The sequence below is a fragment of the Pseudoalteromonas neustonica genome (assembly GCF_001653135.1).
Lineage (GTDB): Bacteria > Pseudomonadota > Gammaproteobacteria > Enterobacterales > Alteromonadaceae > Pseudoalteromonas > Pseudoalteromonas neustonica.
Genome location: NZ_BDDS01000005.1, coordinates 32,781 through 48,130, shown reverse-complemented (window position 1 = coordinate 48,130; position 15,350 = coordinate 32,781). Strand labels below are relative to the sequence as shown.

The 15,350-nt window shown below is 38.5% G+C and carries 11 protein-coding genes; 4 read left to right on the top strand and 7 right to left on the bottom strand.

Translation table 11 applies throughout. The features are described from left to right. The first annotated feature begins 151 nt into the window (after nt 1–151). Nucleotides 152–1,312, top strand: a complete 1,161-nt coding sequence (locus tag A7967_RS08990; protein ID WP_054205823.1) for an ATP-binding protein — start codon at nt 152–154, stop codon at nt 1,310–1,312. Further along, nucleotides 1,299–3,527, top strand: a complete 2,229-nt coding sequence (locus A7967_RS23000; RefSeq protein WP_054205822.1) for an NACHT domain-containing protein — start codon at nt 1,299–1,301, stop codon at nt 3,525–3,527. Before A7967_RS08990 ends, A7967_RS23000 begins: the two co-directional genes overlap by 14 nt. Nucleotides 3,528–3,609: 82 nt before the next feature. On the opposite strand, the gene A7967_RS08980 is transcribed toward A7967_RS23000, so the two are convergent. The 3 genes from A7967_RS08980 to A7967_RS08970 form a co-directional block, all read right to left on the bottom strand. Further along, entirely contained in the window at nt 3,610–4,908 is a 1,299-nt protein-coding gene (locus tag A7967_RS08980) for a DEAD/DEAH box helicase (RefSeq protein WP_064435638.1), read from the bottom strand. Nucleotides 4,909–5,066: 158 nt separating this feature from the next. Further along, nucleotides 5,067–5,669 (bottom strand): hypothetical protein, encoded by a 603-nt coding sequence (locus A7967_RS08975; RefSeq protein WP_054205820.1) that lies wholly within the window; start codon nt 5,667–5,669, stop codon nt 5,067–5,069. Between the two features lie 362 nt (nt 5,670–6,031). Continuing rightward, nucleotides 6,032–6,736, bottom strand: a complete 705-nt coding sequence (locus tag A7967_RS08970) for a type 1 glutamine amidotransferase (RefSeq protein ID WP_064435637.1) — start codon at nt 6,734–6,736, stop codon at nt 6,032–6,034. 97 nt (nt 6,737–6,833) lie between these two features. On the opposite strand from A7967_RS08970, the gene A7967_RS08965 reads away from it, so the two are divergent. Beyond that, nucleotides 6,834–7,628 (top strand): helix-turn-helix transcriptional regulator, encoded by a 795-nt coding sequence (locus A7967_RS08965; protein WP_054205818.1) that lies wholly within the window; start codon nt 6,834–6,836, stop codon nt 7,626–7,628. Nucleotides 7,629–7,705: 77 nt separating this feature from the next. Here the strand turns inward: A7967_RS08965 and A7967_RS08960 are convergent, their stop codons facing one another. The 4 genes from A7967_RS08960 to A7967_RS08945 form a co-directional block, all read right to left on the bottom strand. Beyond that, nucleotides 7,706–8,896, bottom strand: coding sequence for an alpha/beta hydrolase (locus A7967_RS08960; RefSeq protein WP_054205817.1), 1,191 nt, complete (start codon nt 8,894–8,896; stop codon nt 7,706–7,708). 112 nt (nt 8,897–9,008) lie between these two features. After that, entirely contained in the window at nt 9,009–10,829 is a 1,821-nt protein-coding gene (gene glmS, locus A7967_RS08955) for a glutamine--fructose-6-phosphate transaminase (isomerizing) (RefSeq protein ID WP_054205816.1), read from the bottom strand. A gap of 123 nt (nt 10,830–10,952) precedes the next feature. Next, entirely contained in the window at nt 10,953–11,723 is a 771-nt protein-coding gene (locus tag A7967_RS08950; RefSeq protein ID WP_054205815.1) for a DeoR/GlpR family DNA-binding transcription regulator, read from the bottom strand. 156 nt (nt 11,724–11,879) lie between these two features. Then, nucleotides 11,880–13,934: a winged helix-turn-helix domain-containing protein gene (locus tag A7967_RS08945; RefSeq protein WP_054205814.1), complete on the bottom strand. Its 2,055-nt coding sequence runs from the start codon at nt 13,932–13,934 to the stop codon at nt 11,880–11,882. Nucleotides 13,935–14,122: 188 nt separating this feature from the next. Between A7967_RS08945 and A7967_RS08940 the strand changes: the two genes are divergently transcribed. After that, complete coding sequence (locus A7967_RS08940) at nt 14,123–15,349, top strand: efflux RND transporter periplasmic adaptor subunit (protein ID WP_054205813.1); 1,227 nt, start codon at nt 14,123–14,125, stop codon at nt 15,347–15,349. The last annotated feature ends 1 nt before the right edge of the window (nt 15,350 follow it).

Sequence of the window (15,350 nt, the reverse complement as noted above, 5' to 3'; positions counted from 1 at the left end):
TTCTAATCACGGGTTTTTTATATCTTCTCAAATATACGTTTAAAAACGATTCCTCTAATTTAAAAAATAACAAATTATAATTTGCCATAACGTTTGACAAAAAATAATTTGCCAACTAATCTAACAAAATATAATTTGTCATGAGGTGCGTATGAAAAACATTGTTGGTCAAGCTGCGAGAAGTGCGAACTTTTGGAATAGACCCTATGAACTAGAGGACATATGGGAAGCAATAGACAACGGTAGCCATATTCTCCTTTGCGCCCCTCGCCGTGTAGGTAAAACATCAATAATGTATAAAATAGTTGATGAACCTAAAGCAAATTATATCCCCATTTATATTGATACAGAGTCTGCTGATTCCGAGGCAGAATTTTGGTCAAAAGTTTTTAATGCACTAATGGAAGAAGACTTCATTGCCAGCCTGAAAACAAAAACTAAAAACTTCTGGGATAAAATCAAAAGCATAAAAATAGCTTCAATAACGATGGACGGCGTTGAGTTTGGTGATGGCAAAATGCTAGATCACAAACAAGCTTTTCACAGGTTGATTAAAGATTTAGATCATGATCAAAAGCTCATTATTATGATTGATGAGTTTGCTCAAACCATTGAAAACATAATAAAGTACGAAGAACCTAAGAACGCTATTAGCCTACTAAAAGCCCATAGAGAATTACGACAAGATCAAAAGTTTTCACAAAAAGTGACTTTTATCTACGCAGGCTCTATAGGCTTAGAGAGCGTAGTATCCAAAATTGACGCTATTAAACACATCAACGATTTAAACAATATAAAAGTCCCGCCTTTAACTCCCCCCGAAGCAGAGCAGTTTACTATCGCACTGTTCAAAAGTGCGGAGATTAAAATCAATCAAGCAGATATTGACTATTTACTTAATACCATACATTGGCTGATCCCATTTTATATCCAACTCATTACCCAAGAAATTAAAAAAATCTACCGAAGAGAGCAAAAGATTAATCAAGCTGTTATTGATCAAGCAATTCATAACGCATTAGATAACCGCAATCACTTTGAGAGCTGGCAAAGTAAACTCAAAACCGCATTAGGCAATAATGAGTATTTATTTTGTAAAGAAGTACTGAACGCTATTTCCAACCAAAAAGAGACTAACTTGCTCGATATCATGAATATTGCCAGTAAACATAACTTAGACGGCAATGAAGCAAAAGATTGCCTGCACTCATTAATATACGATGGCTACATTAACAACAACGACAACAATAAAACCTATCAATTTAACTCTCCGATCTTAAGAATGTGGTGGAACAAAAATGTCGCAAACTAATTACTCGCGCTATAAATACACGCCTGATGAAATTGATGAAAAAGAATTTTTTGCTAAGTTTGTTGTGCGTAATCATGATTTTGACGACATTTTTGATGACATCAAAAACAGTGATTACACAGTTCCTAGCCAACACTTTATAATTGTCGGCCAGCGAGGTCAGGGCAAAACAACTCTATTAAGAAAAATAAAACTCGCAGTACAAGCTGAGCCAACGCTAGCTGATCTTTTAATCCCAATAAAATTCTCAGAAGAACAATATCAAATTCGTTCACTTAGTCGCCTATGGGAAGAAATTGCTGATTATTTACAATGCACAGCCGAAGATGACTTTGCTACCATACATGATGATATGGAAAGCCATTTTGATGATGCCGATTACGAACTAAAAAGCTTTTCATACTTAGAAAAAGCAGTAAAAGCGAAAAATAAAAAACTATTACTGTTGATAGACAACATTGACGAGCTACTAGGCAAATTAAAAGAAAAAGAGCAACGCAGACTCAGAGAAATACTCCTCACATCGCCAACACTCAAAATCATTGGTGGTTCAACCAAAATGCTCGAGCAGCATTTTGACTACGGAAAACCGTTTTACGAGTTTTTCAAAATAATTAAACTCATCGGCTTAAATAAACAAGAGTGTTTTGATTTTCTTGCCAGTATGGGCGATGAACAACAAAAGAAAAAAATAGCTCTCATCATTAAAAACACGCCTGAACGCATCGAAACTTTACGCCGTTTAACCGGTGGTGTACCAAGAACAATGGTGATGCTATTTGATATTTTTGTAGATGATGGCGGTAATGCATTTGATGACTTATTAAAAATACTCGACGATGCTACCCCTTTGTATAAACACCGCATGGACGACCTACCTGAAACGTTACAAGATATAACGCACACCATAGCAATGAACTGGGACGGCATCGGCACTAAAGAAATTGCCAAAAAAACCCGCCTAGAGAGTAAAACCGTATCCGCCCAGCTTAAGCAATTAGAAACTAAATACGGCATCGTAGAGTCTATTTCCATCGGTAAAAATAAGATTTATAAAATTGAAGAGCGATTTTTTAATATTTGGTATTTAATGCGTTTTGGCCGTAAAAAAGATCGCCAAAAAGTCGAGTGGTTAGTTAACTTTTTAACCTCGTGGTGCAGCCCAGAAGATCTTGAACGTAGAGCCAAAGGTTTTATGAGCGCTATTCGTAATGGTAAAATACAAGAGTCTTACGTTTATCACATGTGTGAAGCGCTAAGCTATGCTGGTTTAGATATAAACACCGAACATGAAATGAAAGAAAGCACCAAAGCCTATTTAACTTCAAATAACTCTACTCTCGTTAATGACATTTCAGCGTCAGATAGAGAAATTATTATCGAGGCATGGCAACTCACTGATGAAAATAAAATTGATGAGGCGATTAAATTACTCAAAAGTTCACAAAAAAATAGTGCTAACGTTTTAGGGGTTATTGGTTACCTATATCATGAAAAGAAATTGTACCTTGAAGCTGAAGAGTATTACTTAAAGGCGATAGAAAAGGGAAACTCTTATACACTTGTTAACCTAGGCTTTTTACATCAAGATCAACAACAATTTAATAAAGCGGAAAAACGTTACCTTCAAGCACTTGAACTTAATCAAAAAAGTGCTCTTTTACATTTAGGCTTTTTATACCAAGAACAACAACTACTTGATAAAGCAAAAGATTACTTTACAAAAGCAATTAATGCTGATGCAGAAGGTGCAGGGATACAATTAGCCTCGCTTTATTTTCAGCTAGGTAATGAGCACGAAAAAGCACTTGAACTGACTAAAACAGCCTATGAAGAGCAGCCAAGTGAGTACATAACCCCCCTTTATTCAGTAGTTTTATTATGGGCTGAAAAGCTACCGCAAAGTTATGATTTATTTATGCAATGTCTTGATAGTAATGATAGAACCTATGACATAAAGTTTCACGATAACACTATTGCTCTTTACTTTACTTTGCTTATGGCCAAAAAACAGTTTTATAAAACAAAAGAGCTACTCGAATTACCCGGTTATGCCTTAAAAGATAAATTTAAAGCAATTTGGTATGCCTTGATGACGTTGATGCAAGATGATTTCCCCCATGAGCTCACCAAAATGGGCGGTGAATTACAAGAAAGTGTTGATGAAGTTCTACAGCAAGTGGCTGAATTTGAGGAAAAATACGCTATCAGTTAAGTATTACTCTAATTATACAAGCTCAATAAAAAAGACGCAGTTGCGTCTTTTTTCGTTTTTTATATAGCTATTAAAAGTAGCTTTACTTACGACGCCAACCGCTCCATACATCATCTTCTTGATTGGCTTTTTTCTTCTTCTTTTTACCAGTACCTTCAGGTTTTGCCATTGGCTTATCGTTTTTAAGCGCCTGTGCTGCATCAAGGTTGGCTGGGTTTACGGCAAAGCCTGTAACCTCTTCGCGCTCTAAACGTAGTTTGTTTTTCTTCTCGATGATTCTAAAGTGATGAAAGTCTTCGTAATCAATTAGTGATAACGCTAAACCTACTTCACCAGCACGGCCACTTCGGCCAATACGGTGCATGTAATCAGCGGGGCTGCGTGGTAGGTTAAAGTTTATTACCACTGGCAGCTTTTCAATATCTAAACCACGGGCGGCAATATCGGTTGCAATAAGCACTTCAATCTCACCCGCTTTAAATTTTTCTATTACGTGAGTTCGTTCACTTTGGCCTTTATCGCCGTGGAATACTTGCGCGTTCACACCGCGTTTTTCAAGTTTGCTGGCTAAGTGCTCACAGTCTTTTTTGGCGTTCACAAAAATCAGTGCTTGGCGCCATTTATGAGTTTTAATTAAATGCGCTAAAACCGTGGTTTTCTCGCCTTTGTTAACACTAAACACGCGCTGTACAAGTGTGCTCTCTTCTTTGTTTTGTACTTGTATTTCAACTGGATTATTTAGCAGCTCTTGCGTTAATTGTGTTACTTGCTCAGGAAAGGTCGCTGAGAACAACATAGTTTGCTTTTTAACTGGCATTAATGCCAATAGCTCAGCAAGCTCTTCAGTAAAGCCAAGGCTTAACATGCGGTCGGCTTCGTCAAGCACTAAGGTTGAAACTTTATCGAGCTTAATCGCATTACTTGAGATTAAATCGAGCAAACGACCTGGTGTTGCCACGATAATATCGGCACCGCCACGTAATGCCTGCATTTGCGTATTAACCGACACACCACCAAACACAGCTACTGTTTTAATCGCGCCATTAAAGTTTGCAGAGTATGATTTAACGCTATCGGCCACTTGCGTAGCAAGCTCACGAGTCGGCACTAAAATAAGCCCTGTTACAAAGTTACCCTTACTTGCAGTACTTTTAGCGCCCTGCTCTAGGAAAGCTTTTTGCAACATAGGTAATGCAAACGTTGCTGTTTTACCTGAGCCGGTATTCGCCCCAGCAATTAAGTCACTTCCCGCCAAGATACTTGGAATTGCTTTAGCCTGAATCGACGTAGGTTGCGTGTATTCAAGATCAGACAATCGAGCAATTAGCTCTGGAATAAGGCCAAGTTCGTTGAAATTACTAGGGTTTGCGGCTGAGGTCATAAAAAGTGCGGCTCATTACTAAAAATAGCCTGCAATTTTAGCGTATTTATTGCCCGTTAAGTAGGGATAAGTGATTTTAATGTGTTTTAGGTAATGGCACGTGTGGTGGTGTGCGCTACGAATACCGCGAAAATTAATCTATTCATGCGCAGGCTTAACTAAGCCTGCGTTTTTATCAATGGGGTATCTTGGCTTTTTAAGAACTCAACGGCCTTAGCTTGATATTCTTTAATAAAAGATTCTGAGGTTAATTTTTCTACCGTTGATAAAGCAGACTGCGCATATCCAACAACTTTACTAAAAGAGCGAGGGTGCTCTTTTCGCATTTGTTGTGCTTCCTTAACACCAAGTTCAAAAAATGCTGTTATATCGATTTTATCACTTGAAGAAAAACCTCTGTTCTGGAAGTTGATCCCTTCAAGAGAGCCCTTTACATCCATAACATCCCCCCAAAATGCTCCTCTGAGGCTTTCTGTGTTACCGCTTGCTCTTTGTGTATCCGACTCAAGTTTTCTCACCGCATCGACTATCCCTTTGAATTCATTGATCGACATATTACTAAAGTCAAAGCCTTCAGGATTAAGCAGCGCACTATAGGGTGAGCTTTTTTGTGCTCCTCCGGTAAATGCAGCAATCGCTTCTGCTTCTGGTTCTACCTCTTTTTTAGCATCTGCCACTTGCTGCTGAGGAGCTATCGGCGCTTTGGGTTGATTTGTAGTAGTCAGACTTACCGCTTGATGAATATTAAAATTAATAGTCATAAAAGTTCCTTTTTTAGTTGTTCTGCATTCAAGTATTTCTGTATCGGCTGACTTATTTATTAGTTTAGGACTTATTTTGGGTACTTTACCTAAATCATTTTGCTAGACAGATATCGCCATATATACATTGTAGCCATGACGAAAAAAGCCTGTATTTCTGGCACGTTTATTAGCTACTCTGTAGGGATTAGTGGTTTTAATAATGGCTTTGATGAAAATATTCGACCCACTAGTTAAAACGAAGCGACGTTGTTCATTGATTTAACTAAATAAAAACCATAGCACGACGGCTAAAGTAACTCTATCTGACTTCAGGTTAGAGAAAAACGATAGAAACAGGCAGCGCAGCACATACTTTTGAGCTAATAGGTATTTACTAATTTATCTAAAAATAAATAGATCTTTTGGTTCATAGCATCATAGTCATGAGCAAGTAATACTTCTGGCTCCTCAACAAAGCGGTATTTTGCAGTTTCACTAAGATCATCATGCTCAATTAGCAAGGCTACAACCTCTTTAGTTAGCTCCATATGACATTGAAAACCAAATACTCGCTCATTATAAGCAACGATTTGCCTTGGGCAGCCCTCGCTATATGCGATGATCTTTGCATCAGGTGTCAGCCCCGGCATATCATTGTGCCAATGACCGACTTCTAACACTTTATCGAAGTGCTCAAACAAGGGGTGCACTAAACCTGCTGGTGTTAAAGTAATTGGAAATTTACCAATCTCACGCTCAGGACTATGTTCATAATGAGCACCTAATGCTTCGCCAATCAACTGAGCCCCTAAACAAACGCCAAGTACAATTTTCCCAGCCGCAATCGCTTTTAAGATTAGGGCTTGCTCACCTTTTGCATCAAAATAAGGGCATTGTTCAATTGTTGTATTAGGACTTTGAGGGCCACCCATTACAATTAAAATATCAATATCTTTAATCGCATCTAACAGAGGGCTACCTTCATACACCTTAGAATAACTAATAGTATAACCCTGCATTCTAGCCCAAGTTTCGTATGCACCTGGCGCTTCAAAATACTCATGGATAATAAAGTGAATATGCATTTTTTTACCTTTTAAATAACAGAGGCTCACGATGATATACCAAATCAGAGCTATGCGTTTTATACTAACAGACACAAAACATCGATAAACCGTCACCATGCAAGCTAACGAGCTAATCCAAAGTTATACTCATAAACAGCTAATAACAAAAACAATTCATATGCCTGCTGGTTACGTTGATGATTTTCACTCACACCCATGGCATCAAATAGTATTCCCATTTAAAGGTTTACTACAATCAAGCATTGGTGGTAAAAGCATAATCGTGCCTCACAATGCAATGCTATACATACCCGCAAACACGTCTCATAAATCTGTAGCAGTTACGAATACTGAGTTTTTAGCCATTTATCTTAATCCTGATGTATGGGTAGAGTATGCAAGTGAAGCTAAATCCTGCCTTGTAACTCCATTCATTAAACAGCTCATATTGCTCTTGTTTGAAAATGAAATGAGCCAACAATCAGAATCCAATACTACTCATTTATTACTAGTGCTCAGAGATCAAACTGTCATGGCTAATAGTTATGACATCCCATTATTACTGCCAACCGATAAACGCCTGCTAGCAATTTTCAAACAACTTAAGCAACAACCTGATTTGTCATTCACGCTAAAAGAATGGGCTAAAAAAGTAGGGGCATCAGAACGCACTTTATCGAGAGTTTGCGCAAAAGAATTTAATCAATCTTTCTCATTGTGGCGGCAAAATATAAGACTCGTTTTATCTTTACAACTTTTGGATTCAAAGGGCTCGATTCAAGATATTGCATTAGAGTTAGGCTATACCTCTGATTCAGCTTACATTTACGCATTTAAAAAATTATTTAATCAGACCCCGAGTAAATATCGTCGCGATAGCTTAGCTCATAACTTAACGTTGAAAATTTAAAAAATCATTTAGAACTACTGGATGCATAATAGGACTTTTTATCGATAAAATATCGAAAAATTAAGTACCTGCTTATATTACAGGTTTTTATTAAGCTGAGCTTCTAGCCGAATGCGTGTATCTTGTAAGTAATCTACATAAGGATATGAGTCATCTGCAATCGCTAAAGCAGATTCCATCTGTGCAAGCGCTTGGCGAGTGTCACCTTGCATTTCATAGCCATAAGATAGGGCTGAAAGCGCATCGACTGATTTTGGGTGGTTTTTTAAATTGTACTTAAACACCTCAATTGCACGAGTAAACTGCTTGCTTCCCGTTAAGTTATAACCGAGTGATCTAACAGCACGATCTGGTGGCGAAATTTGCTCGCCCCATTGCTGAGATAAGTTTTGATAATAAACATCAATAGAGGCTAAATCGTCAGTTAAAGCACTCATTGGCATTTGCTTAGGTAGAAATAAGTGGTAATAGGCATTAAATGCCCCAGCAGCGGAAGTCAGGTTATGCGAGATGCCATCAAACGCATCATTAAAAAAGCGTAACCCCCGCACTTTAGGCGATTGTAGTGATTGCTGTAGTTCATCATACCTTTCACGCATTATGCCGGCTTCTTCGCCAATATTGATGTAAACGTAGCTGTTAAGCTCTTTGTTTTTAGTTATAAACGATTTTGTGCTTTTTACCATTGCGCCATAATTCCACCAAACCGCAGGGCTATAAGCAATATGCGCTTGAAACAGTTCAGGATTTGCCTGCAACGCATACAGCGCAAATACACCACCAGCAGATGCGCCAGAAATCACTTTATAGTCATGCGTACGATAATTATTATTAACTAAAGGAATAAGATCTTGTTCAAAGAACGCTAAAAATTTTGCTGCGCCGCCCCCTTCGCCAACCGGACCTTGCGGCTCTTTATTCACTGTAGGATACATATCTCTAAGTCGATTAGTGTTTTCAATAGCGACAATAATAACCTCAGGCGCACGATTATCATTTTGTAAACGCTCAATAATAGCACTAGCAAGCGGTATATTACCCGCTCCATCTAAGCGATAAATAACTGGATACACCTTATTTGGCTCAGCTTGATAGCTTTTAGGCAACTGAACTACAACGGTGCGCTGTTCGTTTAATACAGCCGATTTAATCGTGTGCGTGTGCACAGAGTAATCAGCGGTTTGTTGTTTAACATCAGATTGTGCAAAGGCACTGTGTGAACTAAAAATACAAAAACTAACAAAGTACAGAGCGGTGAGTAAACGCATAACTAATCCCTTAGAGAATAATGAGTTACTTAAGCTAACAGAGTTTCAGGAACAAAAAAAGCGCTCAATGCGCTTTTTTTAAAATTAATAAAGTTTTATTAACCCATTGATTTTACTCAACAGTAACCGATTTTGCTAGGTTGCGTGGTTGGTCTACGTCAGTGCCTTTAATTACTGCTACGTAGTACGACAGCAACTGTAGTGGAATTGTATATACCACTGGGGCAATCACGTCATCTACGTGGTTTACGTTGATAACGCGCATTGTGTCGTCTGACTCAAAGTGTGAATCTTTATCCGCGAATACATAGATAATACCGCCGCGAGCACGTACTTCTTCTACGTTTGATTTAAGCTTTTCAAGCAATTCGTTGTTTGGTGCTACAACAATAATTGGCATGTCGGCGTCAATCAACGCAAGTGGGCCATGTTTTAGCTCGCCTGCTGCGTATGCTTCTGCATGAATGTATGAAATCTCTTTAAGTTTAAGCGCGCCTTCCATCGCGATTGGGTATTGTGAACCACGGCCTAAAAACAGTGAGTGGTGCTTGTCGGCAAACTCTTCAGCTAAGTCTGCAATGCCATCAGCGAGTAATAATGCTTCTTCTAATTTGTTTGGTAAGGCTTTAATCGTGTTCACAATAGTGCTTTGATCCAAGCCTTTTTCTTGCGCTATAGATGCTGTAAGCATTAACAAACCAACTAGTTGTGTAGTAAATGCTTTAGTAGAAGCTACGCCAATTTCAGCGCCTGCTTTAGTCATAAAGGCGAGATCTGATTCTCGTACAAGTGATGAGCCCGGTACGTTACAAATGGTCATTGAAGCCATGTAACCTTGCTGTTTAGCTAAACGAAGTGCCGCTAGCGTATCGGCTGTTTCACCTGATTGTGAAATTGTCACTAGTAGGCTATTTTCATGCACGAAAGACTCGCGATAGCGGAACTCAGAGGCAATCTCTACATTACAGCTTACGCCTGCAAATTGCTCAAGCCAGTAGCGGGCAACCATACCTGAATGATAAGACGTACCACAGGCAATAATTTGTACGTGTTTTACGTCTTTAAATATTTGCTGTGCGCTGTCGCCAAAGGCATCAATGGCAACGCGGTCATCATTTAAACGCCCTTCTAGTGTATTACGTACAGCAAGTGGCTGTTCGTAAATTTCTTTAAGCATGTAGTGACGGTATTCACCTTTGCCTGACGCATCTTGGGTGATGTTTGACTCAATCACTTCACGTTCAACGGCGTTGCCGTCTACATCAAAAATTTCCACGGTGTCACGAGTAATACGCGCTACATCGCCTTCTTCAAGGTAAATAAAGCTGCGTGTTACTGGTAATAATGCTAACTGGTCAGAGGCAATAAAGTTTTCGCCAAGGCCTAAGCCTATTACAAGTGGGCTGCCTGAACGCGCTACGATAATTTCGTTATCGTTGGCTTTATCAAATACCACTGTACCAAATGCGCCATCAAACTGTTTTACAGCGGCTTGAACTGCTGCAAGCAAGGTTGTGTGTTGCTGGCGAAGTTGATGAATTAAGTGCACCATTACTTCTGTGTCGGTGTCTGATAAAAACTCGTAACCGTCGCCTTTAAGCGCTTCACGCAAGCTTGCGTGGTTTTCAATAATACCGTTATGTACTAAGGCAATTTCGCTATTTGAAATGTGCGGATGCGCATTTGCTTCAGTCACGCTGCCGTGAGTAGCCCAACGTGTATGCGCGATGCCGGTAGTGCCTTTAACGCCCGCTTCATTAAGTGCGTTTTCAAGGTTTACTACTTTACCAACCGCTTTTACGGTATTTAGCGTATTGCCGTTTAAAAGTGCAACGCCAGCTGAGTCGTACCCGCGGTACTCTAGACGTTTTAAACCTTCAACTAAAATTTTATTTACTGGGCGTTCTGCAACTGCCCCAACGATTCCACACATAGTATTCTCCATTTTTGCACGTTACCCAATGTATTCACCTTGGGTTGTATGTGTTGTTAAATATTAAATGCCCATAATTGGTGTTGTCGGCCTATTATGAGCTGAAATTATTACCTTTTCAGGTCAATTTACCTCAGCGCAGATCAACTGCACGCCACATGCTTCAATTGCTTGGCGAGTATCAAGCGCCAAGTTGCTATCGGTAATTAAAGTTGTAACGCGTTGCCAAGGTAGTTCTAAATTAGGAATTCGACGACCTATTTTTTCAGACTCAACTAGCACGATTACCTCTCGAGCCGCCTCAGCCATTACTTGGCTAAGCCCTACTAACTCGTTAAAGGTGGTAGTGCCTCTTTCAACATCGATGCCATCGGCACCAATAAAAAGCTGATCAAAATCATACGAGCGCAAAACGTTTTCAGCTACTTGCCCCTGAAAGGATTCTGAATGAGGGTCCCAGGTGCCACCGGTCATCAAAAGTGTTGGTTCATTTTCTAAAGAAAGCAAACGGTTAGCTACGTTTATTGCATTGGTCATCACCACTAAACCTCGTTTTTTAGCAAGTTCAGGGATCATCGCTGCTGTAGTACGGCCGCTATCTATAATAATGCGGTTGTGATCTTTTATAAGGTTACTAGCCGCTTGTGCAATTGCCATTTTGCGAAGTGAATCGCTTTTCTCATCGCTATTTGCAACTATCTCTTGAGGTAGTGCAATTGCTCCACCGTAGCGGCGTAATAATAGTCCACTTTTTTCAAGCGCGGTGAGATCTTTACGAATCGTTACTTCAGAGGTTTGAAATTGTTCAGCCAATGCTTCAACAGCAACTTCTCCTAGCTCATTTACTTGGCTAAGTATTGTATGGCGACGTTGCTGAGTGTTTCGTTTGGTCATAAAGTAATTTATTAAGTTTCGTTTCGAAAGTTACAAGATTTTAAACGAAACTAATAAAATGGCAAGCCGTAGTTCAAAAAAAGCGCAAAATGCGCTTTTAATTAACCCCAAAACAGTGGATTTAAAACGCATTTAAAACTATTGCATTACAATCACTCACTGAATTTCAATTGTAATTATTTCACTAGTCCTACTACCTAAACGTTCAACTACAACCGTATTATTTATTTTGTCCACATAAAAATTTGGTCTGATCACACTAAAGTCAAACGTTTTAGAGCTTAGGCTAGAGCCATCAACATCATCTATATCGATTTCATTGAATGTTGTATTTATTAAGTTGTGGCTGCTCCATAAAATTTTACCGTTTACAACATCCCAGTTAGTGTTTTTTTCTTTTGAAACAGTTATCTGCAGTGGTTTTATTGTTTTTAAATTAACATTAAAACGAGACAACTTGCCTGTATTATCACCTAAGATATAACCGCCTTTAAATTGTCGGACGAAACGATATCCCTCAAAAAGAATGGATTCTGTTTCTTCCTTAATAGAGTATTCAAAAACCAACCATTCACCATTACTTTTTCTGGTGTAAAAAATAGATTTTTCATCTTCTGAGAAAGCAATATCGCCAATTAATTCATCCGTTTTAGATATATAGGTCAGATTATTATTAAGCGTACTGAGTATGGCGATACGACCTTGGAGTTTAATTAATACATATTGCCCTGACAGAGAGGGTGCTATCAGCTCAAGCGACTTTTTCGTACTTAAAAACACCACCTTTTCCTTTGGCTTTTGTTTTTTATAAGAAGCTAAATCGCTTATACCTTTTAGTTTCTCGATCGCCCAAACCTTATCTCCCAATGGTTGATAATCTACAATACGACGTTGCCCTGATTGCTCACTGCGAAACAATTCGATATCTTTAAAATTACTTAACGGCAATTTTTTCTCAGTAATTGTACTGATTCCATAGGTATCTCTAATAGCAAACAGCATGTTTGGGATCACCACATCAAGTGAGATAATACCTTGGCCTGTAGTGGAGATTTCATCTAAACGCCCAGTTTTAACATTTATTTTAGCTAGCTTTTTATCATCTAATAAAACAATGTGTTCATCATCAAGCCAATGAACATCATAAATAACCTCATTTTGATCATACTGAAAAAGTACACTGCCCGCCTTTAAATCTAAAACTCGAATAAAATTACGCTTACTATCCATATAAACTCGAAGTACAACCAACTTGCCTGAATTTGGTGAAATATCAGCTCGGCTATCATGTTCTCCTTTTTGAGAGACAGAGGTCACTTCTTCTACCAAACCAGCGTCAGTATTGAATTTATAGATAAGCATTGCGCTTTCTCTACTTTTTTGAGCTGAAAAATAAATAACCTTACTTTCATTTTTATCGATAAAAACATCAGAGATAAAATAAAAATGTGTCACTAAAACATCTATTTCATATTCTTTACTTTTAAGAGCTACCCGCTTTAATGATGCTGCATCACCGACATTATCAGAGAAGAATAAGTAATTTCCATCACGTGAGAAAGCTAAGCCCCCAGGTAACCTTGTATCATCAACTAGCACTTTTACTGTTTGACTATCTTGATCTTTTAAATAAATTTGATAGTCATTTCCACGGCTTAATTTACTTGTAAATGCGATAAACCGACCATCATTTGAAACTACCAGCGCTTTTTTATCAGAGATAATCGAGTCTATAACTTTTGTAACGACATGTGATTCGTCATCAATATTTTCATATATAAAATAGGCTAACGAAATCAATAAAGCTATAATTGCAAAAAGCAGAAAAGTTTTCGTTTTTTTTGTGTTGTTACTTTCTGTGGAGCTCAGTTTTTTACTGTCTTCTGAGACTGACAATGTAGAAAATTTAGAGACAGGACAAATTAATTTATAGCCGCGCTTAGAAAGTGATTGTAGGTATTTAGGATTTTTGTGATCATCATTCAACACTATGCGAATTTTGCTTATAATCCGTCTTACCGCAGCATCTGATACACAGCGGTCTTTCCATAAATTTTCATGCAATTCATCTATTGATATATAACGCTCATGATGCTCAATAAAATACATCAATACAGCAAAAACTTTTGGTTCTAGCACAACAGATTGCTCATTAACTCGAAGAGACATTTCGTCTGTGTCTAAATAATACTCACCTAATTGAATCAACATACGTCCATTGCAGCTTTTAACGACCCATTGTTTTTACTTAGCCCAATCATAACCTATGCAATTTTTCATTACTACAACCCTTTAACCTATTGATTTAAAACATAGTCACAACTTAGTTACAGTAAAATTATTTATGTATTATTGCCTAATTAATTTGTTGGAGTATTTTCGTTGAAAAAGGAATAACTATGAAACTTACATCTAAACTAATCTATCAAGGGTTGATAGGTTTATCTGCCGCTATGCTTATCTCTGGCTGGCAATTAGGCTTTGCAGATAATGCCGAAGTTATATCAAAAGACTCTGTCACTATTGCAAAGGTTGAGCGTGGTGATTTTTCAATTAAAGTTGATGGCTACGGGTCATTGCAATCAATCAATAAACGACTCCTCACTGCAACTAGCAATGCTGTGGTTGACGAAATAAAACTCAAAGCAGGTGCTGTGGTTAACCATGACACGGTGATCCTCACTTTAAATAACCCCGAACTAGAAAGTAAGCTGCGCTTGGCATTAGCAAAACTTAAAAATGCCAAAACCCAAAAGCGGCAAACCGTATTACTACAACAACGCGAGATGCTAAATAACGAATCAAGCGTATCTGAGCTAAAAGCACAATCTGAAATAGCCATGCTGCAAGTTGAAGCAGAGCGCACATTGGCTAAATCAGGTATTGTTTCCGGGATCAGCGCCAAGAAAAATGAGCTGGAAGCCAAACAGTTAATAAAGCGTATTGAGCTTGAGGAATCAAAACTAGATAAGTTAACACTGATGCAAAAAGAAGCCCTATCGATTCAAGATGACTTAATAGCCCAGGCGCAGGACGAGTTTGATGTCGCAAAATTAATGGTAGAGCAACTTTCTGTTAAAGCGGGCATGAGTGGTGTTATTCAGCGCTTACCTTTAAGTTTAGGACAAAGCGTCACTGCGGGTTCTGAACTGGCGCTAATAGGTAGCCTTTCTCCTTTGGTTGGTGAAATAAAAGTGCCGCAAATTCAAGCTCATTTAATTCAAATAGGTATGACGGCCCAAATTAGTACGTTGAATGATCAAGTACGCGGTCAAGTGGTGCGTGTAGATCCTGTGATCAGCGACGGTGCTGTGCAAATTGATATTGAACTTGAAACATCAGAATCAGACACCATGAAGCCCATGCAACAAGTAGATGCGACTATTTTTGCCAATGTACAAAAAAATGTGAATTATATTAAGCAACCAACCGGTGCAAGCGAAGGCAGCTATGGCTCATTGTTTAAACTCACACTGGATAACAAAGCAGTTAAAGTTGACGTGCAATACGGCAAAGCATCTGGCCAACTGATCCAAGTGTTGTCAGGGCTAGAGCCTGGCGAACAGGTTATTATTTCTACATTAGATATCCCCGCAGAAACAACAACAATAAAAATTGCTGGTTAAG

What these genes read in the sequence shown, in the direction of transcription:
- A7967_RS08970 (WP_064435637.1), bottom strand. Translation starts at nt 6,736, where the DNA reads ATGCATATTCACTTTATTATCCATGAGTATTTTGAAGCGCCAGGTGCA.
- A7967_RS08965 (WP_054205818.1), top strand. Translation starts at nt 6,834, where the DNA reads ATGCAAGCTAACGAGCTAATCCAAAGTTATACTCATAAACAGCTAATA.
- A7967_RS08960 (WP_054205817.1), bottom strand. Translation starts at nt 8,896, where the DNA reads ATGCGTTTACTCACCGCTCTGTACTTTGTTAGTTTTTGTATTTTTAGT.
- A7967_RS23000 (WP_054205822.1), top strand. Translation starts at nt 1,299, where the DNA reads ATGTCGCAAACTAATTACTCGCGCTATAAATACACGCCTGATGAAATT.
- A7967_RS08990 (WP_054205823.1), top strand. Translation starts at nt 152, where the DNA reads ATGAAAAACATTGTTGGTCAAGCTGCGAGAAGTGCGAACTTTTGGAAT.
- A7967_RS08945 (WP_054205814.1), bottom strand. Translation starts at nt 13,934, where the DNA reads ATGTTGATTCAATTAGGTGAGTATTATTTAGACACAGACGAAATGTCT.
- A7967_RS08975 (WP_054205820.1), bottom strand. Translation starts at nt 5,669, where the DNA reads ATGACTATTAATTTTAATATTCATCAAGCGGTAAGTCTGACTACTACA.
- A7967_RS08950 (WP_054205815.1), bottom strand. Translation starts at nt 11,723, where the DNA reads ATGACCAAACGAAACACTCAGCAACGTCGCCATACAATACTTAGCCAA.
- A7967_RS08940 (WP_054205813.1), top strand. Translation starts at nt 14,123, where the DNA reads ATGAAACTTACATCTAAACTAATCTATCAAGGGTTGATAGGTTTATCT.
- A7967_RS08980 (WP_064435638.1), bottom strand. Translation starts at nt 4,908, where the DNA reads ATGACCTCAGCCGCAAACCCTAGTAATTTCAACGAACTTGGCCTTATT.
- glmS (WP_054205816.1), bottom strand. Translation starts at nt 10,829, where the DNA reads ATGTGTGGAATCGTTGGGGCAGTTGCAGAACGCCCAGTAAATAAAATT.